Below are 22,522 nucleotides of genomic sequence, written 5' to 3'. Positions count from 1 at the left end.
CCCCTGTCCACGGTCACCGGGCGACGACCGCGGCGACCTTGCTGATCGGCTCGGCGAGCGCGTTGATGCCGTCGGAGAGCTCCTTGAGCTCGGTCTTGCTCAACGCGGTGTGCAGCTTCCAGCCGTCGCCGGCCCGGTGCTTGCCGAGCAGCGCCTCGACGTTGGCGAACTCGGTGTCGAGCTGCTTGACCAGGTCGGGCGAGCGCTGCTCCAGCGCGGGCCGGAGGGCGGAGATGGCCGCCTTCGAGCCCTCGAGGTTGGCGCTGAAGTCCCAGAGGTCGGTGTGCGAGTAGCGGTCCTCCTCACCGGTGATCTTGCCGGTGGCCACCTCGTCGAGCAGTTCCTTGGCGCCGTTGGCGAGCTGGAGCGGGGAGAGCTTCTCGGCGTTGGCCTTGCTCACGATCTCCTTGACGTCGACCAGCAGCCGGTCGGCGATCGGGCCGTCCTTGCTGATGTCGCCGGTGGTCCAGAGGTCCTTCTCGATCCGGTGGAAGCCGGTGAACTCCATCCCCTCCTCGATGACCTCCTCGCGGCCATCGATCTTGGGGTCGAGGTCACCGAAGATCTCGGCGACCGGCTCGATCCGCTCCCAGTAGGTCCGGGCGACCGGGAAGAGCTCCTTGGCCTTCGCCACGTCCCCGCCCTTGACCGCGCCGACGAACTCCTCGGTCTTCTCCAGCAGGGCGGCCGTCTGGCTCTTGACGTAGCGCTGGTAGCTCTCGGTGGCGCCGGCGAGCGCGGCGTCCTCGGTCAACGGCGCGGCCGATCCGCTGACCTTCAACGCGCCCCGGATGCCCTTGCCACTCATCCCGGGCTTGCAGGCCGTCTCGTACGTGCCGGCGGGCAGCTCGACGTGCAGCTCACGGCTGAGCCCGGGGGCGATGTTCTCCACCTCGCCCATGACCCGGTCGCCGCTCGCGTAGACGTAGAACTCGGTCACCTTGCCGCCGGAGTTCGTGATCTTGAAGGTGGCCGTCCCGGCGTTCAGGTCGGTGTCGCCGACGTCGCAGGCGGTGTCACTGGCCTTGACCACGATCGGGCCACCGGCCGCGGCCGGGCCTCCCTCGTCGCTGTCGGAGCACGCGGCGACGCCGGCCGAGGCCAGCACGCCGACGGCGGCCAGCGCCAGGAAACGGGTGGTACGCATCTGTTGAGTTCTCCTCGTCAGGTCAGGCACGGTGCGGCGCGGACGCCGGCTCGTCGATGTCGGCCTCGGTCCGGGTGCCCGTCTCGGGCGCGGCCTCGCTGTCGGCGCCGACCTGCGGCGCGGCCTTGCTGTGGGCGCCCGCCTGCGCCGCGGCGTGGCTGTCGGTGCTCGCCTGCGGCGCGGCGTGGCTGCCGGCGCCCGCCTGCGGCACGGGCTTGGGGGCGGTCGCCGTCGCCCGGCGGGCCGGGCGCAGGAAGAGCACCAGGACCGGCACCGCGTAGGCGACCCAGGCGATCGTCTCGAGCACCGTGGGCGCGGCGGTGATGTTGAACATCCCGGCCAGCAGGGCCGCGTACCAGGTGCTGGGGTCGAGCAGGGTAGTGATGTCGAAGGCCAGGTTGTTCAGGCCGGGCAGGACGCCGGCCTCCTGGAAGTCGTGCACGCCGTACTTGAGGATGCCGGCGGCGACCAGGATCAGCAACGCGCCGGTCCAGGTGAAGAAGCGGGACAGGTTGATCCTCAGGGCGCTGGCGTAGAGCAGTCCGCCGATCACCACGGCGGTGGCGATGCCGCCGATCAGCGCGAGCAGCGGTCCGGTGTCGCCGGCCGCGCCCTGGGCCGCCGAGTAGAAGATGAGCGCCGTCTCCAGCCCCTCCCGGATCACCGCGAGGAAGGCCATCCCGGCCACCGCGAGGGAGCCGACCGCGAGCGCCTCGCTCAGCTTGCCGCGCAGCTCGCCGGCGATGGACCGGGCCGCTCGGCGCATCCAGAAGATCATCCAGGTGACGAACACGACGGCCGCGACGGAGGTCACCGCCTCGAACAGCTCGCGGTCCTCGGAGCGGGCCAGCAGCGTGGTGGAGGTGTACTCGATCAGCCAGCCGAAGAGCACCGAGAGCGCCACCGCCAGGCCCACGCCGGCCCACACCTGGGGCAGCCGGTCCCGGCGCTGCGACTTCACCAGGAACGCGACCAGGATGCTGACCACCAGGGTCGCTTCCAGGCCCTCGCGCAGGCCGATCAGATAGGTGGCGAACATCGGAGCTCCGGGTCGTTAGGTACGCCTCAGCTAACTTAGGGCAGCCACACCTTCCTCCTGATCAGAGGGGCTCGTCAAGTTGTTCATGACCAGCACCACCCGTCCGCGCGACCACTGACGACGGCCGCTCACGGAGACCGCTCAAGTGGCCGCTCGCGGGCGGGCGGCGAGCCGGTGGACTGTGGCAGGATCCGGCACGGCCCCTACCGCAGACAGGACGACCGTGCCCGACGATCTGTTCACCCCCACCATCGCGCCGGCCGACTATCAGACGAAACGCAAGCCGTGGCGCCCGCAGTCGCTGCTGGTGCCGGCGATCCTCGGCGGCCCGACCGCGGTCACCGTGCTCGCGCTCCTCAACGGCGCCCGGCTCGGCCTTACCCGCCGGGCGGTACTGACCGTGCTCGGCGCCGGCCTGGCCGCGCTGATCGCCCGGATCGTGGTCACCGTGACACTGCTCCCCGACGCCAACGCCCGGCCGGCCCGGCTGGTCGGGTCGCTCGCCGGCGCGCTGGTCTGGCTGGCCGTCTCGGCCACCCAGAAGACCCGGTTCCGGGCGTACGAGCTGCGCGGCGGCGAACCGGCGTCGCTCTGGCTGCCCGGCATCGCCGCGATCCTGCTCCTCGGCTTCGTCGAGGGCGCGCTGGTCCTGCTGGTCGATCGCGGATGACCGCACCCGACCTGGCGCTCTCCCGGGCCGCCCACCTGCTCGAGGTGAACCGGGCCGACGCCGCCCTGGAGGAACTCGCCCGGCTCCCCGCCGACGTCGCAATCGGCGCGCCCGCCTTCCGGCTGCGCGCCGCCGCCCTCACCGACCTCGACCGGTGGGACGACGTGGTGGCCACCGCCCGGCAGGGGCTGGCCGAGCTCGGGCCGGACCCCGAGCTGCTCGGCCGCCTCGGCCTGGCACTGCGGCACCGCGGCGAGTACGCCCCGGCCGAACAGGCGCTGCTCGACGGGCTGGCCATCGCCCCCGAGAGCCCCTGGCTGCTCTGCCAGTACGCCGACCTCTGCACGGCGGTGGGCCAGACCGACAAGGCGGAACAGCTGCTCGCCCGGGCCGCCGCGCTCGCCCCGGAGTCGCCGGCGGTGTTCGCGTCCCGCTTCCAGTTGGCGTACACCCGGGGCGACGACCGGGCGACGGAGCAGATCGCCCGGGAGTTCCTCGGTGTCTGGCCGGAGCACCCGGCGGCGCTCGCGCTGCACGGGCTGGCCGCCGCCCAACGCGGCCGGATGGATGCCGCGCACCGGTCCTTCGGGCAGGCGGTGGCGCATGATCCGGCGGACGCCGACGCCGCCAACGCCGCCTGGGAAGCCCGGGTGCTGGCCCACCCGCTGCTGCTGCCGCTGCGCCCGCTGCACCGGTGGGGGATGTTGCGCACCTGGCTGGTCGCGGTGACAGTGATGGTCGGGCTCAACCTGGCCGGGCTGGATCTGCTCGCCGGGTTGGCCGGTCTGCTCTGGATCGCCTACTGCGTCTACTCGTGGACCGCCCCCGCCCTGGTCCGCCGGCTGGTACGTGGACGGTGGCGGTCGTGAAGGGCTTCGGGCCGTGGCTGGCGGTCCTCGCGGTGATCCTCCTGCTGAGCGCGCTGCGGCTGCGGGCGTTGGCGACCGCGGTGTCGGTGGCCTGGCTCGCCTGGTGCGTCTGGACCTGGATCCGCCCCCGGCGCCGCTCCGGCCCGCACTGATCGGCCGGATACGACGAACGGGCCGACCGCACCCGCGGCCGGCCCGTTCGGACGTCGATCAGTAGCGGTAGTGCTCGGGCTTGAAGGGGCCCTCCACCGAGACGCCAAGGTAGTCGGCCTGCTCCTTGGAGAGCGTGCTCAGCTTGGCGCCGAGCGCGTCGAGGTGCAGACGGGCGACCTTCTCGTCCAGCGCCTTCGGCAGCACGTAGACGCCGATCGGGTAGTCCTCGGTCTTGGTGAAGAGCTCGATCTGGGCGATCGTCTGGTTCGAGAACGAGTTCGACATGACGAAGCTCGGGTGCCCGGTGGCGTTGCCCAGGTTCAGCAGCCGGCCCTCGGAGAGCACGATGATCGCGTGGCCGTCGTCGAAGCGCCAGAGGTCGACCTGCGGCTTGATGTTCTCCCGCGTGACGTCCGAGCGCTTGGCCAGGCCGGCCATGTCGATCTCGTTGTCGAAGTGGCCGATGTTGCCGACGATGGCCTGGTGCTTCATCCGGGCCATGTGCTCGTTGGTGATGACGTCGTAGCAGCCGGTCGCGGTGATGAAGATGTCGGCCTGCTCGACGACGTCGTCCAGGGTGGCGACCTGGTAGCCGTCCATCGCGGCCTGGAGCGCGCAGATCGGGTCGACCTCGGTCACCACGACCCGGGCGCCCTGGCCGCGCAGCGACTCGGCGCAGCCCTTGCCCACGTCGCCGTAGCCGAGCACGACGGCCATCTTGCCGCCGATCAGCACGTCGGTGGCCCGGTTGATGCCGTCGATCAGCGAGTGCCGGCAGCCGTACTTGTTGTCGAACTTGCTCTTGGTCACCGCGTCGTTGACGTTGATGGCCGGGAAGAGCAGCGTGCCGGCGCGGTGCATCTCGTAGAGGCGGTGCACCCCGGTGGTGGTCTCCTCGGTGACGCCCTTGATGGTGGACGCGACCCGGGTCCAGCGCTGCCCGTCCTCGGCGAGCGTGCGGTGCAGCAGGCCCAGGATGACCGCGTACTCCTCGGAGTCGGCGGACTCGACCGGCGGCACGACGCCCGCCTTCTCGAACTCGACGCCCTTGTGGACCAGCAGGGTCGCGTCACCGCCGTCGTCGAGGATCATGTTCGGGCCCTGGCCGTCCGGCCAGGTGAGCACCTGCTCGGTGCACCACCAGTACTCCTCGAGCGTCTCGCCCTTCCAGGCGTAGACCGGGACACCGGCGGGCGCGTCGGGCGTGCCCTCCGCACCGACCACGATCGCTGCGGCGGCGTGGTCCTGGGTGGAGAAGATGTTGCAGGACGCCCACCGGACCTGCGCGCCGAGCGCGACCAGGGTCTCGATGAGGACGGCCGTCTGGATGGTCATGTGCAGCGAACCGGTGATCCGGGCGCCGGCCAGCGGCTGGGCGTCGGCGAACTCACGGCGGATCGCCATCAGGCCGGGCATCTCGTGCTCGGCGAGCCGGATCTCCTTGCGGCCGAACTCGGCGAGCGACAGATCCGCCACCTTGTAGTCGCCCTCGGCGACGGTGCTCGGCCGGGCCTCGGACGGCGTCCCGCTGGACACCGGGAGGGTGCTGGTCATGAAAGCTCCTGTCGGACGATGTGCTGCGCGACCCTCCACCTTACGCGCGCCGGGCGGCGGTGGCCCGGCCGGTCGTCGACGCGGGGACCGGTGGCGGACAGCGCACGGGGCGGTCGGTTGTGAACGGTCTCCCGCCCACCACCCGGCCGCCCCGTGCATCCCCCCGGTTTGGTTCCCCGCACGTTCTCGGACCGTCGTCGCGATAACGCTGCGTACTCATAGAGTCACACTGCGCGAGCTACTCGTCAAGCCATTTCGGGAAAGTCGGACTTGCCGCTACGGCGGCGGCCGTTGCGTCGGCGTTCAGTGCAGGCCGGAGGAGGCGACGTACGCCTCACCGGATCCACTGATCCGCACCGGACCTCCCGACGCGCCACCGATCGCCGCCTGGCCCGAGGCGAGCGTCAACGCGCCCGACCCGTCGTCCACCGTCACCGAGCCGCTCGCGCAGAGCACCACCCGGGGACCGGCCACCGTCAGCTCCGCCGCCGGCACCTCGGTGCCCACCGTGACCCGGTGCAGCGCGAAGTCGTCCACCGGCACCGGCCAGCAGTCCACCCCGGGGCTCACCCGATGCGCCGTACTCACCGGCTCGTCGAGCACCTCGAAGCGCAGCACCCGCAGCAGCTCGTCGACGTCCACCCGCTTCGGCGTCAGGCCGCCGCGCAGCACGTTGTCACTGGCCGCCATGATCTCCACGCCGGTGCCGCGCAGGTAGGCGTGCAGATTGCCGGCCGGCATCCAGATCGCCTCACCGGGCTCCAGCCGCACGTGGTTGAGCAGGAGCGCGACCAGCACTCCCGGATCGGCCGGATAGCTGGCGGCCAGCTCGCGGGCCAACGCCGCGTCCGGCCCGTCGGCCGGCGCCGCGACCACCGCCGCCACCAGCCCGGCCCGCTCGTGCTGCGGCCAGGTCAACAGCGTGCGTACCGCCGTGCGCAGCCCCGCCGTGCCGGAGCGCAGCGCGGCCACGACCGGCTCCAACGCCGGTACGCCGAACGCGGCGAGCGCCGCCGCCGACGCCGCCGGGTCGCGGAAACCGCAGAGCGCCTCGAAGTCCGAGAGCGCGACCAGCAGCTCCGGCTTGGGGTACGGGTCGACGTAGTTGCGCTCCCCGGCCGGGCGCGCCAGGTCGGCGGCGTGCCCGGCCCGGGCCTGCTTGGCGTCCGGGTGGGCCTGCAAACTCAGCGCCGCGTCGGCGGCGAGCACCTTGAGCAGGAACGGCAGCCGGGTGCCGAACCGGTTGACGGCCCGGTCGCCGAGCCAGAGTTCCGGCTCGGCGGCCAGCACGTCGGTCAGGCTCACCCGAGCGCCCGCGCGCTCGATCGAGGCTGGGGCGCCCGGGTGCGCGCCGAGCCAGAGTTCCGCCTCGGGCCCGTCGCTCGGCACCGGACGCCCCTGCAGGGCGGCGATGGCGGAGCGGGAACCCCAGGCGTAGTCCCGGATCGGTCCGTGTAGCAGTTCCACCTGTCAGCTCCCGGGCCGTCCGGCCGCCTCGTCCGACGCGTCCTGCGGTGCGGCGGCCGACGAGGCGGACCCGTTGCCCTCGCGGGCGGCGTCGGCACGGTAGATGTCCGGCTCCAGGTAGATGACCCGGGCGGTCGGCACCGCGGCGCGGATCCGCGCCTCGACGGCGTCGATGCCGGCCGCCAACTCCTCGGCGGTCTCGCACTGCGGCACGCCGATCTTCGCGGCGACCATCAGCTCCTCCGGCCCGAGGTAGAGCGTCTTCATGTGGATGATCCGCTCGACCTCGGGGCCGTCGGTCACGGCCCGTTCGATGGCGGCCAGGTCGTGCGCCTCCGCGCCCTCGCCGAGCAGCAGGCTCTTGGTCTCGACGGCGAGCACCGCGGCGATGGTCACCAGCAGCACGCCGATCATCGCGGTGCCGGCCGCGTCCCACTCACCGTTGCCGGTGACCAGCGTCATGCTGACGCCGAAGAGGGCGAAGACCAGACCGACCAGCGCGCCGAAGTCCTCCAGCAGCACCACCGGCAGCTCCGGGGCCTTGGCCCGGCGGATGAACCTCACCCAGGATTGACTGCCCCGGACGAGGTTGGACTCCTTGATGGCCGTCCGGAAGGAGAACGACTCCATGACGATGGCCACCACCAGCACGGTCACCGGCACCCACTGCCAGGATTCGATCCCGTGCGGGTCGTGCCACTTGTGGTACGCCTCGTAGAGCGCGAACAGTCCACCGACGCTGAACAGCACGATGGAGACGATGAACGCGTAGATGTAGCGCTCCCGGCCGTAGCCGAACGGGTGCTGCGGGGTGGCCTCCCGCTTGGCCCGCTTGCCGCCGAGCAGCAGCAGCGCCTGGTTGCCCGAGTCGGCGACCGAGTGGATCGCCTCGGCCAGCATCGACGAGGAGCTGGTCAGCAGGAACGCGACGAACTTGGTGATGGCGATGCCGACGTTGGCCAGCAGGGCGGCGACGATCGCCTTGCTTCCGCCGCTGGCGCTCACGCCACCGCTCCGCTTCGCTGCACGGCGGCGCGAGACGCCGCGCTGCTGAGCCGGCCGGTTCGCTCACTGCGTTCGCTCACGCCACCGCTCCGCATCGCCGTGCGGCGCGGCCCGCGTCCAGCGCTCCGTGCCGCTCACTGCGTTCGTTCACTGGTTCGACAGCTCCTTCATCTCGGTGATGGCCGGTACCGCCATCGGGTCCAGCCCGTGGGCCAGGGCGAGGTAGATCGAGGCGAAGTCCGGGACGGCGATCAGCGAGGCGAGCCGCTCCAGCGCGGAGCCGCCTTCGGCGGTCACCACGTCGCACCGCACCCCACGCCGCTCGGCCAGCGTCTGCACCGCCTCCGCGCGGCGTTCCTCGACCGCCAGGGGCTCGTCGGTGTCGTCCTCCGCGTTCAGTCCGCCGTCGCGCAACAGCACCAGCCGTAGCCGGGTCGCGTCGCTGGTGTCCTCGTCGGGGTCGGAGAAGATGTCCCGCTCCCCCTCGACCAGGCCGCCGAAGACGCCGTCGAGCAGCCCCACCCGCCCCCGGCCGGCCTCGCCCAGAGCCCCGGTCACCACCGGGTAGCGGGCGTTGGCCGAGAGGGTGTCGCCGAACCGGCGGGCCGCGACCGTTGCCAGCGGCGACGAGCCCCAGACGATCGGGATGGATCCGGACAGGCCGAGGGCGAGCGACTTGGCCGGGTTGACGAAGGACTCCGCGGTGGGCCGGCTCCGGTCGGCGTCCGCGTCCAGCCGGGCCGCTGTCTCGGCGAGGTCCGCCTCGTTGACCTTGACCAGCCCGAGCGAACGGGCGGCGAGCAGCACCGGGACGGTGAGCGCCCAGAGGCTGGCCCGGGCCGGCGCGCGCCGGGGCACCGGGATGAACGGGGCGCGGGCCCGCTCGGCAACCGACTGCAGCTGCGAGTCGGGCGCGCCGACCGCGACCAGTCGGGCGCCCCGCCGGTGGGCCGCCTCGGCGGCGCCCAACGCCTCGGGGCTGCGACCGGAGGCGCTCACCGCGATGACCACGTCGGCGGCGCCGACCCAGCCGGGCACGCCGGCGCTGCGGTGCGCGATGACCGGCACCGGGCAGCGGGGTCCGGCGACCGTGGCGAGCACGTCCCCGGTGCGTCCGGCGGTGCCGATACCGGCGATCACCACGGCCCGGGGCCGCCCGTCGTCGGCGAGCACCCCGAGGTTCGCCTCGGCGGCCAGTGCCGCCGACTCGCGCACCTGCGCGCCGGCCGAGGCGGTGTGCCGCAGCATGCCGCCCGGGTCGCGCTCGGCCAGCGCGGCGGCGTCGTCGAGCAGGGCCTCGTCGGCGTTGCGGTTACCGCTGACCCCGGCCGTACCGTCGATCACGGCTGCTGCCCCGGACCGCCGCGCGCCTCGTCCAGCAGCAGCACCGGCACGTCGTCGCGGACCTCGAAGATCCGGCCGCACTCCGTGCAGGTCAGCGTCTGCGCCGCTGCGTCGTAGTCGAGCGGTGCGTGGTGCGTGTCCGGACAGGCCAGTATCTCGAGCAACTGCGGATCCAGGGCCACGGCGCGGCTCCTTCCACGTGTGCGGCTTCAGCCGTCGGCGGTGCCGGCGGCGCAGGCGATCTTATCGGCGAACCCGGTCGAGCACCTCGTCGCGGAGAGAGATCATCCGCGCTTGGGTGGGCGCCTCGACGTTGAGTCGCAGCAGCGGCTCGGTGTTGGAGGCACGCAGGTTGAACCACGCGCCGTCCGGGAAGCGAAGGGTGAGCCCGTCCATCTCGTCGGCCTCGGCGTCCGGGTAGGCGGCGCGTACGTCGCGCACCGTGCCGGCCTGGTCGGCGACCGTCGAGTTGATCTCGCCGGAGGCGACGTAACGCTCGTACTCGCCGGCCAGCACCGAGAGCGGCAGCGACTGCTCGCCGAGCGCGGCGAGGGTGTGCATGGCGGCGAGCATGCCGGTGTCGGCGAACCAGAAGTCCCGGAAGTAGTAGTGCGCCGAGTGTTCGCCACCGAAGATCGCGTTGGTGCGGGCCATCTCCGCCTTGATGAAGGAGTGCCCCACCCGGGCGACCACCGGCTCTCCGCCGTGCTCGCGGATGATCTCCGGGACGGCGCTGGAGGTGATCAGGCCGTGGATGACGGTGGAACCGGGGTGCTTGGCCAGCTCCCGGGCGGCGACCAGGGCGGTGATCGCCGACGGCGAGACCGGCTCACCCCGCTCGTCCACCACGAAGCAGCGATCGGCGTCGCCGTCGAAGGCCAGCCCGATCTCCGCGCCGTGCTCGACCACCGCCCGCTGGAGGTCGACCAGGTTCGCCGGGTCCAGCGGGTTGGCTTCGTGGTTGGGGAAGCTGCCGTCCAGCTCGAAGTAGAGCGGCACGATCTCCAGCGGCAACGGCGCGAGCGCGGCGTCGCCGAGCACGCTCGGCACCGTGAAGCCGCCCATCCCGTTGCCGGCGTCGACCACCACCCGCAGCGGCCGGATACCCGAGAGGTCGACCAACTTACGCAGGTACGCCGCGTAGTCGGGAAGCATGTCCCGGCGCTCGACCGGGCGGTGCGGCTCGCCGGCAGGGCGGGACTCGCCCTTGTCGAGCAGCGCCTGGGCCCGGTCGCGGATCTCCGCGAGCCCGCTGTCCTGCCCGATCGGCCGGGCGCCGGACCGGCACATCTTGATGCCGTTGTACTGCGCCGGGTTGTGGCTGGCGGTGAACATCGCCCCAGGCAGGTTGAGCGTGCCGGAGGCGAAGTAGAGCAGGTCGGTGGAGGCGAGGCCGATCTCGATGACCGAGCGCCCCTCGGCGCGGACGCCGGCGGCGAACGCGGCGGCCAGCCCGGGCGAGGTGGCCCGCATGTCGTAGCCGATGACGACGGCGTCGCCGGGCTCGTCGGTGGCGTTGAGCAGCTGGGTGAAGGCGGCTCCGAGGGCTTCGGCGGCCCGCTCGTCCCACTGGTCCGGCACCGTCCCTCGGACGTCGTACGCCTTCACAACCTGGGACAGATCAGACACCGGTTCTACTCCTTGGGTGCAGGTCGGCAAGCACCCTGAGCGTATCGGAGCGCACCGGCTACGCCTCGCTCAGCCGGGGAGCCGGGGCATGAAGACCGTGTGGTCGCCCCCCTCGGCCGGCGGCGGCGGGCCGCCCGGAAGCCCGGGCGCCGGCGGCGCCGAACTCGGGGCAGCCGGCGACCCGGTCGGCGCGGCGGGGCCGGGCTGGGCGGGGAGCCGGGCGCCCGGCTGCCCGGGCAGCGCACGGGTCGGGTCCGGCGGACCGGCCGGCGGGGCGCCGTAGACCCCACCGTCCGGCGCTGCGGCCGGCGGGGCACCGTAGACGCCGCCGCTCGACCGCGGGGATGGCGCGCCGTACGTCCCGCCGGGGACGGGCGGCTGGCCGTACACCTGGCTGGGCCTGCCGGGCGCGGCCGAGGGGCCACCGGCGGAGCGGTAGGTGGTGCCACCCGGGTTGCCCGGCAACGGCATCCCCGGTTCGTCGACCGAGGCCTTGTCCGCCCGGGACCGCCGGACCAGGAAGACGATCAACAACGCCCCGACGGCGACCAGGGCGATGCCGAAGAACATCACCGGGGAGAGGCCGCCGGACTCCTCGGCGGCGGTGGTGTCGGGGCCGCCGGTCGGTTCGGCGAGCGCGGCCGGGGTGGTGCCGGCGTCGGCAGCCGCCACGGTGGCCACCGGGCTCGGCGTGGGCGACGGCTTCTTCGACGGGGTCGGGGAGGCGCTGGCGCGCTTGTTGACCACCCGGGACGAGGCGGCGCCTCGGCCGAGCTCCCGTCCGGTCGCGGTGGTCGCCTCGCCGATCACGGTGAGCCGACCATCCGGTGCGCCGGCCGCGAAGCCGACCCGGTACCGGACGGTGATGCCCTTGCCCTTGCAGAGGGTCGGCTTCGCCGGCGAGGTCTGCTGCGTGGTCACCGCGCCGTCGCCGCCGCCCAGGGGCACCGGGAACCAGCGTCCGCCGTAGTTGACCTGCACCGTGACCTGGTTCGCGGCGAGGCCGGAGAGGCGCAGCCCGAGCGAGGTACGCAGCATCACGCAGCCGTCGGTGCGCTTGCGCACCTCCACATTCACGCCCTGCGCGGAGCCGCCGGCGTTGAAGCTGCTGGCGGAACGCACCCGCACCGAGTCCTCGTCGGCCTGCGCCGGAGACGCGCCGAGCGCGACCAGGCCGCCCAGCAATGCGCAGACCGCCGCGAACCGCGCCGCGTGCCGACGTACCGCCATGACCACCTCGCCGTCTCTCCACCCCGGGGTGGGGTCCGCCGGTCAGGCTACTACCGCCCCACCTGGCCCACTGGTCATAGAGCGCCCCGGATGTGCGCCGCATTACCCTCCTGGCGGCCCGTCCACTCCGGCTTCCGTCCGGTCCCGGCCGGCGGCTTCCCGCCCGCCGGCCTCTCGCGTGGCGGCCTCCTGGGTGGCGGCAGCACGCCGGGCTTCCTGCGTGACGGCGTCCCGGGTGGAGGCTGCCTGCCCGGCGGCGAGGGCGTCGCGGCACAACCGGTCGGCGGCGCGGGTGGTCTCCGGCAACCGGTAGCGGGGCGTCAACGCGAGCACCTGGTCGGTGGCGTTCGCCAGGCTCATCCGGTGTCCGACGCTGACGAAGACCGGCTTCACCCCGGCGCGTGTGCGCAACACCCGACCCACCACCTCGTCGCCGTCGCGCAGCGGCGACCAGGCACCCCGCTCGGCCGCCGGCGGTGTCCACGAACCGATCAGCGGCGTCTTCCCGACCCCGATCGCCGGCAGGCCGGTGACCACGCCCAGGTGGCAGGCGAGCCCGAACCGGCGCGGATGGGCCAGCCCGTGCCCGTCGCAGACCAGCAGGTCGGGACGGGTGGTCAGCCCGTCCAGCGCGGCGAGCAGCGCGGGCAGCTCACGGAAGGCGAAGAGCCCCGGGACGTACCCGAAGGCGGGCCGCCCGACGCTCACCGCCTCGTCGACGACGTCGAGCGTGCGGGCGTCGAGCACGGTCACGGCCGCGGCCAGGAGGTCACCGCTCTCGGCGTACGCGACATCCAGCCCGGCCACCGTCGCGGGCGCGGTCGGACCGGGCCCCACCAGATCGACCCGGCCCCGCAACTCCTCCTGTACGGCGATCGCCTCCGCCACGGTGCGCGGCCCGCCGCGACCCGCCGTCACGGTTGCCCGGCTCGCCTCCGGCGGTTGGCTCTGCGGGTGGTTCATCGAGGCCGGCTCCCGCCGGGTCGATGGGTGGCCGGAATCGCCGCGTCGCAGGTCACGATGGTCTACCGGAGTCCTACTGGCCGATCCGGCCGTCGATCAGCTCGCGGAGCAGATCGGCGTGGCCGTTGTGCCGGGCGTACTCCTCGATCATGTGGACCAGCAGCTCGCGCAGCGAGATCTCGTTGCCGTGGCGCGTACGCCCCCGAGCGCCGAGGTCGGCCGTCTCGTCTACCAGCCGCTCGGCGAACTCCACCTCCGTCCGCCAGTTCCGCCACGCCTCGTCGACCACGTCGGGGTCCGCCACCGCGCCGTTGAAGTCGGCGTCCGGGTCGCTCTCGGTTGAGTAGATCTTCGGCGCCTCCTCGCCGGCCATCACCCGGCGGAACCAGCCACGTTCCACCTCGGCCATGTGCCGGACCAGCCCGAGCAGCGACAGCGTCGACGGAGGCACGGCCCGCCGGGCCAACGCCTCGGCGTCCAGGTCGGCGCACTTCAACTGCAACGTGAGCCGCTGGTCGCGGAGATACCCGACGAGAATCGTCCGCTCGTCGTCAAAGCCGCCCTCGGAGCGTGGGTCCTCGTCGGGGTGCACGAACATGTTCGACCAGGCGAAGCCCGGGGCGGAGGCACCGTCTCCAGGCTTGTCGTTGGCGTTGTCAGCGGGCGAATCAGCCATACCAGCGACCCTTGTCGAGAAGGGAATGGGGCGGCAACCAGTTTAGGTGGGCGGAAGCATCACGACGGGCCGTTGCTACCGGCCGCCGCTCGCCCTCTGGTGGCCGGCGCCGCCTGCCAGCATGGCGCGGAATGCCGCTTCATCCGGCAGCGCCGTCTGGCCGGTGATATCGCGGACGAACCCTTGGACGACCTGACGCTCCACTGACTGGTATCGGTCGGCATTCCGGTAGTCGTCGAGAAATCGAGTGACCAGACCCGGATCGTAGACCCAGGAGCGCCCGCGATGGTTCCACAGGATCGCGCCCCCACTGCGCACGTCCATCACGAAGATGCCGCGCGGACTCTCTTCGGCACTCTCGGGGCAGATCAGGTAATAGGCCAGCCCCATCGACTATGCCACCAACCCGGGGTCGGCTCCCGGATCTCCCGCATGCTGAAGCTGCTCCTCAAAGATGACGAACGTCTTTCGCCGGATTCCGCGGATCAAGGCAATCTCCTGCACCGTCAAGTCACGTCGTTCGCGTTCGGCCGCCTCCTCGATCGCCTTGATTGTTTCGTAGAGAGCGAAGACCGGACCTTCGCCGGAGAGGTAGCGGGAACGGTAGGCCTCCACCTCCTGCACGAACTCTTCAACCCGACGACGGAAGATCTCGCCGCCGACCGCGAACACAATCTCGTGGAAGAGCTCGTTCTCTTCCAGCCAGCCGCCGGTGTCTATCGATATCCGCCAGACGCGCGCCCCACCATCAGGGGTGGCAACGATTTTGACCGGGGATTCGTAATAGCGGTAGTAGGAAGGCAGCACCAGGCCGGGCATTCCCGTCATCAACCGTTCTCCTCGTACGTCGCCAGCAACGCTCGCCAGAAGAGCTCCTGCTCCTTACGCAGAATTCCCGCTACGATCGCCCGCTCCTCAGGAGTCAGTGGTCGGCCCTCAGCGCGTGCGAGAGATTCTAGATCACGTCGCACTTCGAACAGGGAGTGCTCCCAGACGGCTACCTCGTCAAGACTCGCCAGGTGCAACCGGAATTCGGCGAGATGGCCGTTCCGCATCTTGAGGATGAGTTGCACGTCCCGGTAGCCGCTGTCCTGGGGCTCAACGAACCGATCCTCGAACCCCACTATTGCGAGATCGGGGTGATCGCGTACCCGGGCGAGTGCCGCGTAGAGAGGGTCGAGGGATCGGAACTCGACCTTCGCCGCAGCGAGGTCGCGCAGCCACGAGGCATCGCCCTTGTACTTGTTCACCTTGTCCTCGGCCCGTCGCCGGTCCTTGGGCTGCTTCCGCCAACCAGGCTGGCCGACCTGCACCCCGTCGACATGAGCGAGCGCGATAGCGAGCTGATTCAGGTCCACCTGCGCGGCAGCGGCGTCACGGTACAGGGCGTCGAGATAGCGCTTGCGGTAGGAGGCGTCGGTCCGACGATCATGGGCAAATCCCTGCTGGGATACCCCATCGGGCTTGACGGCGACGCTGCGGCTGATGCGCCGTTGCTCCTCAGTGAGCGGGGTCGGTCGGGGCGGGCGTGGAGCCTCCGCCGCCACCGTCTCGGCGCCGCGTACCGCGATGTCGTCGAGCACCTCACCGAGCGCGTCCACCGCCTGCTGGTGGCTGCTGAGGTGGTACAGCGTCAGCGGACGGGCGGTCAACGAGCTGAGCAGCTCGGGCGTTGCCAGGATCATGCGCGCCAGGTCGGGCCGTTCCACCACCTGCCGGACGAGTTTCTCGGCGAGCTGTGGCTCCTCTGTAGGCGGCCTCTGCTGGGACTCGTCCAACATCCCCCGTACCCGGGGATCGGCGAAGAAAGTGGCCAGGTCCCGCGCCGCGAGTTCGTCAAGCTGCGGTACGAGTCGCCGTAACGTCGGCGCGTCCAGCACGGCAGCCAGTTCGTTCGGGGCCACCCCAGCGGCGAAGGCCGCGTCGAGGTCTGGGCTGCCGGCCAGGATCGCTCCGACCGGCACGTCCCCCGCTCCTGCGGCCGATCCTGGGCCGGCGATCAGGTGCATGCGGTTGAGGTACGGATCGCCGTACCCTTCGTGCTCGGTGGCGGGTGGGTATTCGGGCAGGTCGGGGCGGACGCTGAACCGACCCCGGCGGAGGCCGGACATCGGCATCGGGCGGCCGTCCGGGCCGAGCACGAGGATGTCGACGTCCACCACGTTGTACGGGTACGGGGCGCCGGTGTGCCGGTAGATCGGCTGTGACGCGATCCGGCCGGTCTGCGGGTCGAGATAGAGGACGCTGCCGTTCTGGTTGACGGCGACCCAGATGTGCGAACCGCCGCCCTCCCAGGTGTTGACCACGAAGGCGTAGCTGCCGTGCCCGCCCAACAGCAGTTGGTCGTGCAGGTTGCGGTAGCCGCGGTCGACGGCGTGCCGCCGCTGGGCCGGCGGAGCGTCGGCGCCGGGCTCGCAGAGCCGCTGGAACCGTCCCCCGGTGACGTCCTCGATCCGTCGGGTTCCGTGCTGCTCGCCGTTGAGCGGCCGGGTGATGTCGCCGGCGGCGTAGGCGTCGAAGGTCCGTGGCGCGGCCACCCGGGGACGGCCGTGCATCCAGGTGTCGAAGAGCGACAGCGTGCAGTCGACGCAGTTGATGCCCCGGGTCGGATCGGCGGCCGGACCGCCGTCGTTCATCAGCCGGAACCAACCGCCCCGGCGCGGATCCGCCGTCCGGGTGACCCGACCGTCGGGCTCGCGGGGCATCCGCCGCTCGACGTCGGTCTGGTGCAGCTTCAACGGCGGGCGTAGTCCGCCCGGCCGCCCGTAGGAACGGCTCCGGTCGACCGGTGGCGGATGGTCGTCTCCCGTCAGCGCCGAACGGTCGACCGTCTCGACCGCACCGGGCGCGAGGTCGCCGACGTCGTCGTTGATCTCGCGGAAGTCCGGCTCGCCGACGCCGATCACGGCCGGCGCGGCGGCGCCGGCCAGCGCCGCCTTGGCGAGGTCCAACTGCTGGTGACGTCGGCGTTCCCGGCGACGTCCCTCCTGGAAGAGTCGCTCCGCGACGGCGTTGCGGGCGGCGCGCGCCATGGCGCGTCCCTGGCCGATCAGCCACCGGGCCTCGTCGTAGCTGCGGTCGGCGGCCACCCGCAGCTCCGCGGCCCGGTCCCGGCGGAGTTTCGCCTCGTAGTTCGTCCGCTGGTGCTCGAAGTGGCCCCGGTAGCGGCGTCGCTCGAAGGCGTCCCGGTCGGCCGCCCAGACAGCGGCGTACCACTCGGGGCTCCTCGGTCGCAGTCCTTCGGTGCTCACAAGTCCAGGTGCCACCGCCATGACCGGCGACACCGGCGACACCGGCGAAGCCAACGGAACCGGCGGGGCAGGCGGAACCGGACGGAGCGGCTGCGGGGACGGCGCAGGTGCGGTAGCCGCCGTGTCCGCCGTCGGACGTCCCGGCGGCAACCGATCCACCCTGTCGGTGGCGGCCGGCGGGGCGATCGAGGATGCCCAGGGCGGCGGTGTGGTCGGTGTGCCGGTGCTGACCGCCGCCGGGAAGCCCGGGGTGGGCACGGTTGACAGAGCTGGCGCTGGATTCGGTGTCGGCGCGGTCACCGGCATCGGTACGGCAGCGGGCGCTGCGGCCACCGGCGTGCTGACTGCTGGCGCGCCGGCCAACGGTTCCACGGACACCATGCCACCGGCGGGCACCGGACCGGGAACGGAGACCGGGCCACCGGCAGCGGCCGGACCGGGGACGGACGCCGCGTCACCGGCGGCGAGCCCGGATTCGGGTGCCGCAACGCCGGCGGTGACCGGCGTGGACCCGGACAGCGTGACGTCGGCGGAGGCCGGTGCCGGGCGGCCTGTGCTGTCGATCGAGTTCGCGGCGGGCGGGCCGAGCGTCGAGGGCTCCGCGGGGCCTGTCGAGGCCGGGCGGGCCAGTTCTGGATCCGCCGGCAGGGCCGCGCCGGCCAGCACACCGCCCGAGCCCGCGCTGGCCAGCAGCTCGGGGTGGCCCGTCGCGTCCGGCCCCGGAGCCTCGACCGCCGGGCGGGACAGAGGTAAATCCAGGTCGGACAGACCGACCGGCGGCACCGGCTGAGCGGCCGGTCCCGGCGTGAGGTCGGCCGAGGTCAGCGCGGTGTCCCCCAGCGCGGAGAGTTGACCGTCGAGTCGGGCCCGGAGGGCGGTGTCGGCCTGCGCGGTCGCCGAGCCGGCCCCACCGGAGACGGCGGCCCGGGCCGCGTCCTCCAGCGAGGTCAGGCCCTGCCCGGTCGCCAGCCCGGCGGCGTTCTCGGCGATCACCTCGCCGACCATCTCCCGGCCCAGATGCTCGCCGGCCCGCGCGGGCCACCCGCTCGCGTGCCGGCCGAGCCCCGCGAGCGGCGCGGCCGCCCCGCCGGCGAGCCCGCCGACCGCGGACGCGCCGAGGTCGGTCAGGTCCAGACCGTGCCGGCGGCCGGTGGAGTTCTGGTACGCCTGGGTGGCGAGGCTGACCCCGGCCTCCTCACCCGCCTCGGTCAGCCCGCCGACAGCCGCTCGCCGGGCGAGTCCGCGTACGCCCGCCTCGGTCACCTGTTTGGCCGCCCGCTCGCCGGCCTCGCGGAGCCCGTGCTGAAGGGATTTGCGGGCGAGTTGCGCGGTGAGCCGCTTGAAGATCTGCTGCACGATCAAGCGGCTGGCGGTGATCGCGGCGCCGGCGGCGGGTGAGGCCGCGCCGGCGGTCAGCGCCGCGGCGACGGCCACCGACAGCAGTTCGACGACCAGGATGCCCAGCTCGATCCAGACCTCAAGTTTGGCGCCCTCGATGTCGCAGCCGCACTCCTCGACGAGCCGACCCAGATCGGTGCTCACCGCCAGCAGGATGGGCAGCGGCGCCTCGTCGCCCTCGGCCACCCGCCGCCAGGCCGCATCGAAGGCCTCCGCCACCGCGCCGATGCCGCCGTAGCCGCTGCGCACCTCGGCGGCGGCGGCCGTCGCGTCGGCCTGTGGGCCGGCCAGCGCGGCGGCCACCGCGTACCACTGGTCGGCGAGGTCCCAGACGGCGCGCTCGTTCCCCTCGGGCCACTCGACGCCGACCACCCAGTCGAGCGCCTCGTACATCCAGCCGGGCAGGTCCCAGGGTGAGTAGTCCAGCGGGTGCGGGACCGGGCTGGGCAGCAGGCTCATCGGGGCCTCCGCCGGTCAGCGCGGGTGGCGCCGCGGGTCGGCGATCCGGTCGAGCCGCCCGCCGGCGGCGACGTCGGCCTCCAGGTTGGCGTCGACCGAACGCACCACGTCTGCGCCGAGGCCGGTGAGGCACCGGCCGACGCCGCCCCAGACCCGCAGCACGGTTTCCTCCGCTCCCCGGTAGGCCCGCTCGAACGCCGCCCCGATGTCGTCCCGGCCCCACGGCCGCTGCCCACTCGCCGCCGCGATCCCGCCGCCGACCTGTGCGCGCCGCGCGGTCACCGCCTCGCCGGCGAGGGAGAGGTCGGCACCCCCGCGTCGGGCCCGGCCGGGGTCGAGCCAGAGCTGCCCGTCGGTCACGTCGGTCACCTGCCCTGGCCGAGGCTGGTGTCGGCCCGGCTCAGCAGCGCGTTGAAGTCACCGGTGCGGAGGAACTCCATCGAGCCCGAGCCGGCGGGTAGGTAGCCGGCCACCAGATCCTGGGTGGCGGTCGCCACGGCGGCGTTCGCCCGCCGTACGGTCTCGGTGATCGTCCGGCTCAGCGCTGCGGCGTCCCGGTCCCCGTAGACGGCGGGATGCAGCTCCACCGCGATCAGCTCGCCGCGGGGCCCGACGGTCGCGCTCACCCGGCCGTCGGCTGAGCGTTCGGTCACCCGAAGCTCGGCGAGCCGGCCCCGCAGTTCGTCCAAACCGGATCTGAGCTGCTGGTACTGCCCGTACACCTCGTCGAACCGCGCCCGGAGGCGCTGATTCCCTTCCCGGTCAAGGCTTTCCGCCACGCCGCCCTCCCCGTCACCGTGTGTAGGGCGAACCATACCGGGCGCCACGAAATCCGTGGGGTCCGGTAGTTTCGATGCGTGATCGACCGTGAACAGGCCGAGCAACTCGCCGCTGTCTGGGCCCGTCGCGATTCGCAACGCCTGGGCTACGAGTGCACCCCGATCGTCGCCGAGTTCGACCTCGGCTTCGTCATCTCGTCCACAGTGTCCGGTCGGGCGCGGACGCTGCCGGGAGACCTGCCGACGACGGTGGTCGACCGGGAGACCGGCGAGGTGACCACCTGGCCGCGGGTGCCGCCCGCCGTGGTCGAGGAGATGTACCGGCGCACCCGCCCGACCGGGCCGACCCCGCCGCGTACCGTCGATCCGGCCAGCCAGGTGCTCCGGGAGATCCGCCGGCTGCCGACCCCGGCCGCCACCGCGCACCTGAACGTCGCCGGCCGGCTGTTCCGGGCCCAGGGCGCGAAGGGTGACGTGCGGCTGCGGCACCATCCCCTGGTCCGCCGCTATCTGGACGAGCTTCCCCCGGGTCACCTGACCCGCGGTGGGGACCGGCACGCCGAGCTGATCGTGGTCTCCGACGTGCTGCACGAGTACGACCACCGCCGCGCCGCCGAGGGCATCGCGCCGATGGGCATGGGCGACGCCGAGACGCTGCTCGGTGCGGCCCGCTTCGAGGTGTTCCGGGTTCGTGAGCCGGGCGACCCCGCCGGCGGCGCGGCCGAGCGCCCCTGCGACTCGTGCCTGAACTTCCTGGTCTTCTTCAACGTCTTCTCCTGGGCGGAGTTGGCGTTCACCACCGTGTGGCGGCCCGAGTCGCGTCCGCCGCACCACCCCGGGCGTTTTCCCGCCGAGGTGGGCGACGCGCTGATGGACGCGGGCTGGGAGGACAGCATCTTCAACGCGGCGCTGGCGACCGGCGCGATCGGGGAGACCTGCGAGATCGTCGGCCGGCAGCACCAGCACGAGGCGTTTCCCACCGCCGTACGGGCGATCACCACCTTCCCGGCGCTGGCGAGCCGCCGGCGCGGGCCGGGCGAGCAGGTCTGGATCAACCGGTTCACCACCAACCCGCTGCACGGCGCGCACAGCGCCGACGTCCTGGCCGACTTCGGCGCCGTGCTGGGTGTGCGGCTCTTCCCGTTCGGCTCCGAGCACGGCGACAGCATCTTCGCCGTCGACGAGCGGGGCCGGGTCTTCGCGCTGGACCAGGCCGGCGAGTGGTTCCTGGGCGCGGACGTCGACGAGGCGCTGACCACCCTGCTGCTCGGCCGCGCGCCGGCCCGGGTCCGCGACGACGGCACCTGGTGACCGACGCCGCAGGCCCCGCCATGGACGCCGATCGGCGGCCGGCGCAGGCCAGCCGCCAGCGGCCGGCACGGAGCAACGCCGGCGGTCAGGCTGGGCTAGAGGCGCAGGCCGGTGAGGACCATGACGCGGGGCTCGGTGTAGTCGTCCATGGCGCTGCGCAGGCCCTCGCGCCCGACGCCGCTGCCCTTCACTCCGCCGTACGGCATCTGGTCGGCCCGGTAGGACGGGACGTCCCCGACGATCACCCCGCCCACCTCGAGCACCCGACCGGCGAGGAACGCGGTCTGGATGTCGTGGGTGAAGACGCCCGCCTGCAACCCGTACGCCGAGTCGTTGACCGCGGCGAACGCGGCCTGGTCGTCGGTGACCCGGGAGACCACCAGCACCGGCCCGAAGACCTCCTCGGCGACGACCTTGGCGTCGGTCGGCACTCCGGTGAGCACGGTGGGCGGGTACGTCGCGCCGTCGCGCCGGCCACCGACCTCGATGGTCGCGCCGGCCGCCGCGGCCTCGTCCACCCAGGCCTCGACCCGGCGCGCGGCGTCCTCCGAGACCAGCGGCCCCACGTCGGTGCGCTCGTCGGTCGGGTCGCCGGTGCGCAGCTCCTGCACCGCGGCGACCAGCCGTGGCAGGAAACCGTCGTAGATCCATTCGTGCACGTAGACCCGCTGCACAGCGATGCACGACTGCCCGGCCTGGTAGTTCGCGAAGGTGGCGATCCGCTGCGCGGCGAAGGTCAGGTCCTCGTCCGAGGTCCAGTCCGCGCAGATCACCGCGGCCGCGTTGCCGCCCAGTTCCAGGGTGACGTGCTTCTCGGGCACCGAACGGCGGATCGCCGCGCCGACCGGGCCGGAGCCGGTGAACGAGACCACCGGCAGCCGCGGGTCGGTGACCAGCTCGGCGGCGCGCTCATTGGGCAGCGGCAGCACCGAGAACATCCCCGGCGGCAGGTCGGTCTCGGCGAGCAGCTCGCCCAGGAGCAGCGCGGAGAGCGGGGTGGCCGGCGCGGGCTTGACGATGATCGGCGCACCGACCGCGATCGCCGGGGCCACCTTGTGCGCCACCAGGTTGAGCGGGAAGTTGAACGGCGCGATCCCCAGCACGGGGCCACGGGGCGCCCGGCGGACCAGCGCGATCCGTCCGCCCGCGGCCGGATCGGTGTCGAGGCGTTGCAGTTCGCCGGAGAACCGCCGGGCCTCCTCCGCTGCCCAGCGGAACGTGGAGATGGCCCGTCCGACCTCGGCGCGGGCCCACTTCAGCGGTTTGCCGTTCTCGGCGGTGATCAGCGCGGCGACTTCCTCGGCCCGCTCGGCGAGCCGCCGCGACACGTGGTCCAGGGCCGCCGCGCGGGCGTGCGCGGGCAGGGCCGCGGCCTCCGCGGCCACCTCGGCCGCCGCCGCGACGGCGGTCTCGACCTGGTCGGGCGTGGCCAGGGTGGTACGCCCCACCACCCGGCCGTCGTACGGATGGTGGACGGTCAGGTCGCCCTCACCGTGAACGGGGCGACCGGCGACGTAGCAGGCTCTCGGCTCCACGTGCGCAGCGTAGACGACGCCGTCGGCTCACGGAAACAGTCGC

General features: G+C 72.8%; 20 protein-coding genes and 1 pseudogene. 4 read left to right on the top strand and 17 right to left on the bottom strand.

Features of this window, described 5'->3' with window-relative positions:
• Positions 1-13: 13 nt before the first annotated feature.
• The gene (gene efeO / locus ACIP9D_RS09835) at positions 14-1,147 is read right to left on the bottom strand and encodes an iron uptake system protein EfeO (RefSeq protein WP_350868904.1); all 1,134 of its coding nucleotides are present in this window, start codon (positions 1,145-1,147) and stop codon (positions 14-16) included.
• Between the two features lie 22 nt (positions 1,148-1,169).
• On the bottom strand, positions 1,170-2,186 hold the full coding sequence (gene efeU / locus ACIP9D_RS09830; protein WP_350868902.1) for an iron uptake transporter permease EfeU: 1,017 nt from the start codon (positions 2,184-2,186) through the stop codon (positions 1,170-1,172).
• Between the two features lie 223 nt (positions 2,187-2,409).
• On the opposite strand from efeU, the gene ACIP9D_RS09825 reads away from it, so the two are divergent.
• From ACIP9D_RS09825 to ACIP9D_RS09815, 3 genes are read left to right on the top strand one after another with little or no spacing between them, the layout of a single operon-like run.
• On the top strand, positions 2,410-2,856 hold the full coding sequence (locus tag ACIP9D_RS09825; protein ID WP_350868900.1) for a hypothetical protein: 447 nt from the start codon (positions 2,410-2,412) through the stop codon (positions 2,854-2,856).
• On the top strand, positions 2,853-3,725 hold the full coding sequence (locus ACIP9D_RS09820; RefSeq protein WP_350868898.1) for a tetratricopeptide repeat protein: 873 nt from the start codon (positions 2,853-2,855) through the stop codon (positions 3,723-3,725). Before ACIP9D_RS09825 ends, ACIP9D_RS09820 begins: the two co-directional genes overlap by 4 nt.
• A complete protein-coding gene (locus tag ACIP9D_RS09815) occupies positions 3,722-3,877 on the top strand; it encodes a hypothetical protein (RefSeq protein ID WP_350868896.1) in 156 nt (51 codons plus the stop codon). The genes ACIP9D_RS09820 and ACIP9D_RS09815 overlap by 4 nt, the downstream gene beginning before the upstream one ends.
• Positions 3,878-3,935: 58 nt before the next feature.
• Here ACIP9D_RS09815 and ahcY read toward each other — a convergent pair whose 3' ends face one another.
• The 14 genes and pseudogenes from ahcY to ACIP9D_RS09745 form a co-directional block, all read right to left on the bottom strand.
• Complete coding sequence (gene ahcY, locus ACIP9D_RS09810) at positions 3,936-5,432, bottom strand: adenosylhomocysteinase (protein ID WP_350868894.1); 1,497 nt, start codon at positions 5,430-5,432, stop codon at positions 3,936-3,938.
• A gap of 303 nt (positions 5,433-5,735) precedes the next feature.
• Positions 5,736-6,899, bottom strand: a complete 1,164-nt coding sequence (gene manA / locus ACIP9D_RS09805; protein ID WP_350868893.1) for a mannose-6-phosphate isomerase, class I — start codon at positions 6,897-6,899, stop codon at positions 5,736-5,738.
• 3 nt (positions 6,900-6,902) lie between these two features.
• Complete coding sequence (locus tag ACIP9D_RS09800) at positions 6,903-7,904, bottom strand: cation diffusion facilitator family transporter (protein ID WP_350868891.1); 1,002 nt, start codon at positions 7,902-7,904, stop codon at positions 6,903-6,905.
• A gap of 147 nt (positions 7,905-8,051) precedes the next feature.
• The gene (locus tag ACIP9D_RS09795; RefSeq protein WP_350868888.1) at positions 8,052-9,248 is read right to left on the bottom strand and encodes an SIS domain-containing protein; all 1,197 of its coding nucleotides are present in this window, start codon (positions 9,246-9,248) and stop codon (positions 8,052-8,054) included.
• Positions 9,245-9,430 (bottom strand): Trm112 family protein, encoded by a 186-nt coding sequence (locus tag ACIP9D_RS09790; RefSeq protein WP_350868887.1) that lies wholly within the window; start codon positions 9,428-9,430, stop codon positions 9,245-9,247. Before ACIP9D_RS09790 ends, ACIP9D_RS09795 begins: the two co-directional genes overlap by 4 nt.
• Before the next feature lie 61 nt (positions 9,431-9,491).
• Complete coding sequence (locus tag ACIP9D_RS09785; protein ID WP_350868885.1) at positions 9,492-10,877, bottom strand: phosphomannomutase/phosphoglucomutase; 1,386 nt, start codon at positions 10,875-10,877, stop codon at positions 9,492-9,494.
• A gap of 69 nt (positions 10,878-10,946) precedes the next feature.
• Entirely contained in the window at positions 10,947-12,107 is a 1,161-nt protein-coding gene (locus ACIP9D_RS09780) for a hypothetical protein (protein WP_350868884.1), read from the bottom strand.
• 255 nt (positions 12,108-12,362) lie between these two features.
• Positions 12,363-13,070, bottom strand: a pseudogene (gene nfi / locus ACIP9D_RS09775) (deoxyribonuclease V); the annotation flags it as partial.
• Positions 13,071-13,143: 73 nt separating this feature from the next.
• Complete coding sequence (locus tag ACIP9D_RS09770) at positions 13,144-13,746, bottom strand: DinB family protein (RefSeq protein WP_350868883.1); 603 nt, start codon at positions 13,744-13,746, stop codon at positions 13,144-13,146.
• A gap of 75 nt (positions 13,747-13,821) precedes the next feature.
• A complete protein-coding gene (locus ACIP9D_RS09765) occupies positions 13,822-14,136 on the bottom strand; it encodes a hypothetical protein (RefSeq protein ID WP_350868881.1) in 315 nt (104 codons plus the stop codon).
• 3 nt (positions 14,137-14,139) lie between these two features.
• Positions 14,140-14,574 carry a hypothetical protein gene (locus ACIP9D_RS09760; protein ID WP_350868879.1) on the bottom strand — a complete coding sequence of 145 codons (435 nt, stop codon included), beginning with the start codon at positions 14,572-14,574 and terminating at the stop codon, positions 14,140-14,142.
• Positions 14,574-18,854: a toxin glutamine deamidase domain-containing protein gene (locus ACIP9D_RS09755; RefSeq protein WP_350868877.1), complete on the bottom strand. Its 4,281-nt coding sequence runs from the start codon at positions 18,852-18,854 to the stop codon at positions 14,574-14,576. The genes ACIP9D_RS09760 and ACIP9D_RS09755 overlap by 1 nt, the downstream gene beginning before the upstream one ends.
• A gap of 15 nt (positions 18,855-18,869) precedes the next feature.
• Positions 18,870-19,214 (bottom strand): hypothetical protein, encoded by a 345-nt coding sequence (locus ACIP9D_RS09750; RefSeq protein WP_350868875.1) that lies wholly within the window; start codon positions 19,212-19,214, stop codon positions 18,870-18,872.
• A gap of 5 nt (positions 19,215-19,219) precedes the next feature.
• Complete coding sequence (locus ACIP9D_RS09745; RefSeq protein ID WP_350868874.1) at positions 19,220-19,633, bottom strand: YbaB/EbfC family nucleoid-associated protein; 414 nt, start codon at positions 19,631-19,633, stop codon at positions 19,220-19,222.
• A 78-nt stretch (positions 19,634-19,711) separates the two neighbouring features.
• Between ACIP9D_RS09745 and ACIP9D_RS09740 the strand changes: the two genes are divergently transcribed.
• Positions 19,712-20,944 carry an SUKH-3 domain-containing protein gene (locus ACIP9D_RS09740; RefSeq protein ID WP_350868872.1) on the top strand — a complete coding sequence of 411 codons (1,233 nt, stop codon included), beginning with the start codon at positions 19,712-19,714 and terminating at the stop codon, positions 20,942-20,944.
• 95 nt (positions 20,945-21,039) lie between these two features.
• Here the strand turns inward: ACIP9D_RS09740 and ACIP9D_RS09735 are convergent, their stop codons facing one another.
• Positions 21,040-22,479 (bottom strand): aldehyde dehydrogenase family protein, encoded by a 1,440-nt coding sequence (locus ACIP9D_RS09735; RefSeq protein WP_350868871.1) that lies wholly within the window; start codon positions 22,477-22,479, stop codon positions 21,040-21,042.
• Positions 22,480-22,522: the final 43 nt, after the last annotated feature.

Origin of the sequence: Micromonospora sp. NPDC093243 (genome assembly GCF_044753725.1) — a bacterium.
In the GTDB taxonomy this organism is placed as follows: domain Bacteria; phylum Actinomycetota; class Actinomycetes; order Mycobacteriales; family Micromonosporaceae; genus Micromonospora.
The sequence above is the reverse complement of the archived record's forward strand: the minus strand, read 5'-3'. Positions and strand labels throughout refer to the sequence as shown.

Bases quoted from the DNA above. Each gene is read 5' to 3' on its own strand.
- ACIP9D_RS09770 (WP_350868883.1), bottom strand. From the start codon at position 13,746: ATGGCTGATTCGCCCGCTGACAACGCCAACGACAAGCCTGGAGACGGT.
- efeO (WP_350868904.1), bottom strand. From the start codon at position 1,147: ATGCGTACCACCCGTTTCCTGGCGCTGGCCGCCGTCGGCGTGCTGGCC.
- efeU (WP_350868902.1), bottom strand. From the start codon at position 2,186: ATGTTCGCCACCTATCTGATCGGCCTGCGCGAGGGCCTGGAAGCGACC.
- ahcY (WP_350868894.1), bottom strand. From the start codon at position 5,432: ATGACCAGCACCCTCCCGGTGTCCAGCGGGACGCCGTCCGAGGCCCGG.
- ACIP9D_RS09755 (WP_350868877.1), bottom strand. From the start codon at position 18,854: ATGAGCCTGCTGCCCAGCCCGGTCCCGCACCCGCTGGACTACTCACCC.
- ACIP9D_RS09820 (WP_350868898.1), top strand. From the start codon at position 2,853: ATGACCGCACCCGACCTGGCGCTCTCCCGGGCCGCCCACCTGCTCGAG.
- ACIP9D_RS09765 (WP_350868881.1), bottom strand. From the start codon at position 14,136: ATGGGGCTGGCCTATTACCTGATCTGCCCCGAGAGTGCCGAAGAGAGT.
- ACIP9D_RS09780 (WP_350868884.1), bottom strand. From the start codon at position 12,107: ATGGCGGTACGTCGGCACGCGGCGCGGTTCGCGGCGGTCTGCGCATTG.
- ACIP9D_RS09760 (WP_350868879.1), bottom strand. From the start codon at position 14,574: ATGACGGGAATGCCCGGCCTGGTGCTGCCTTCCTACTACCGCTATTAC.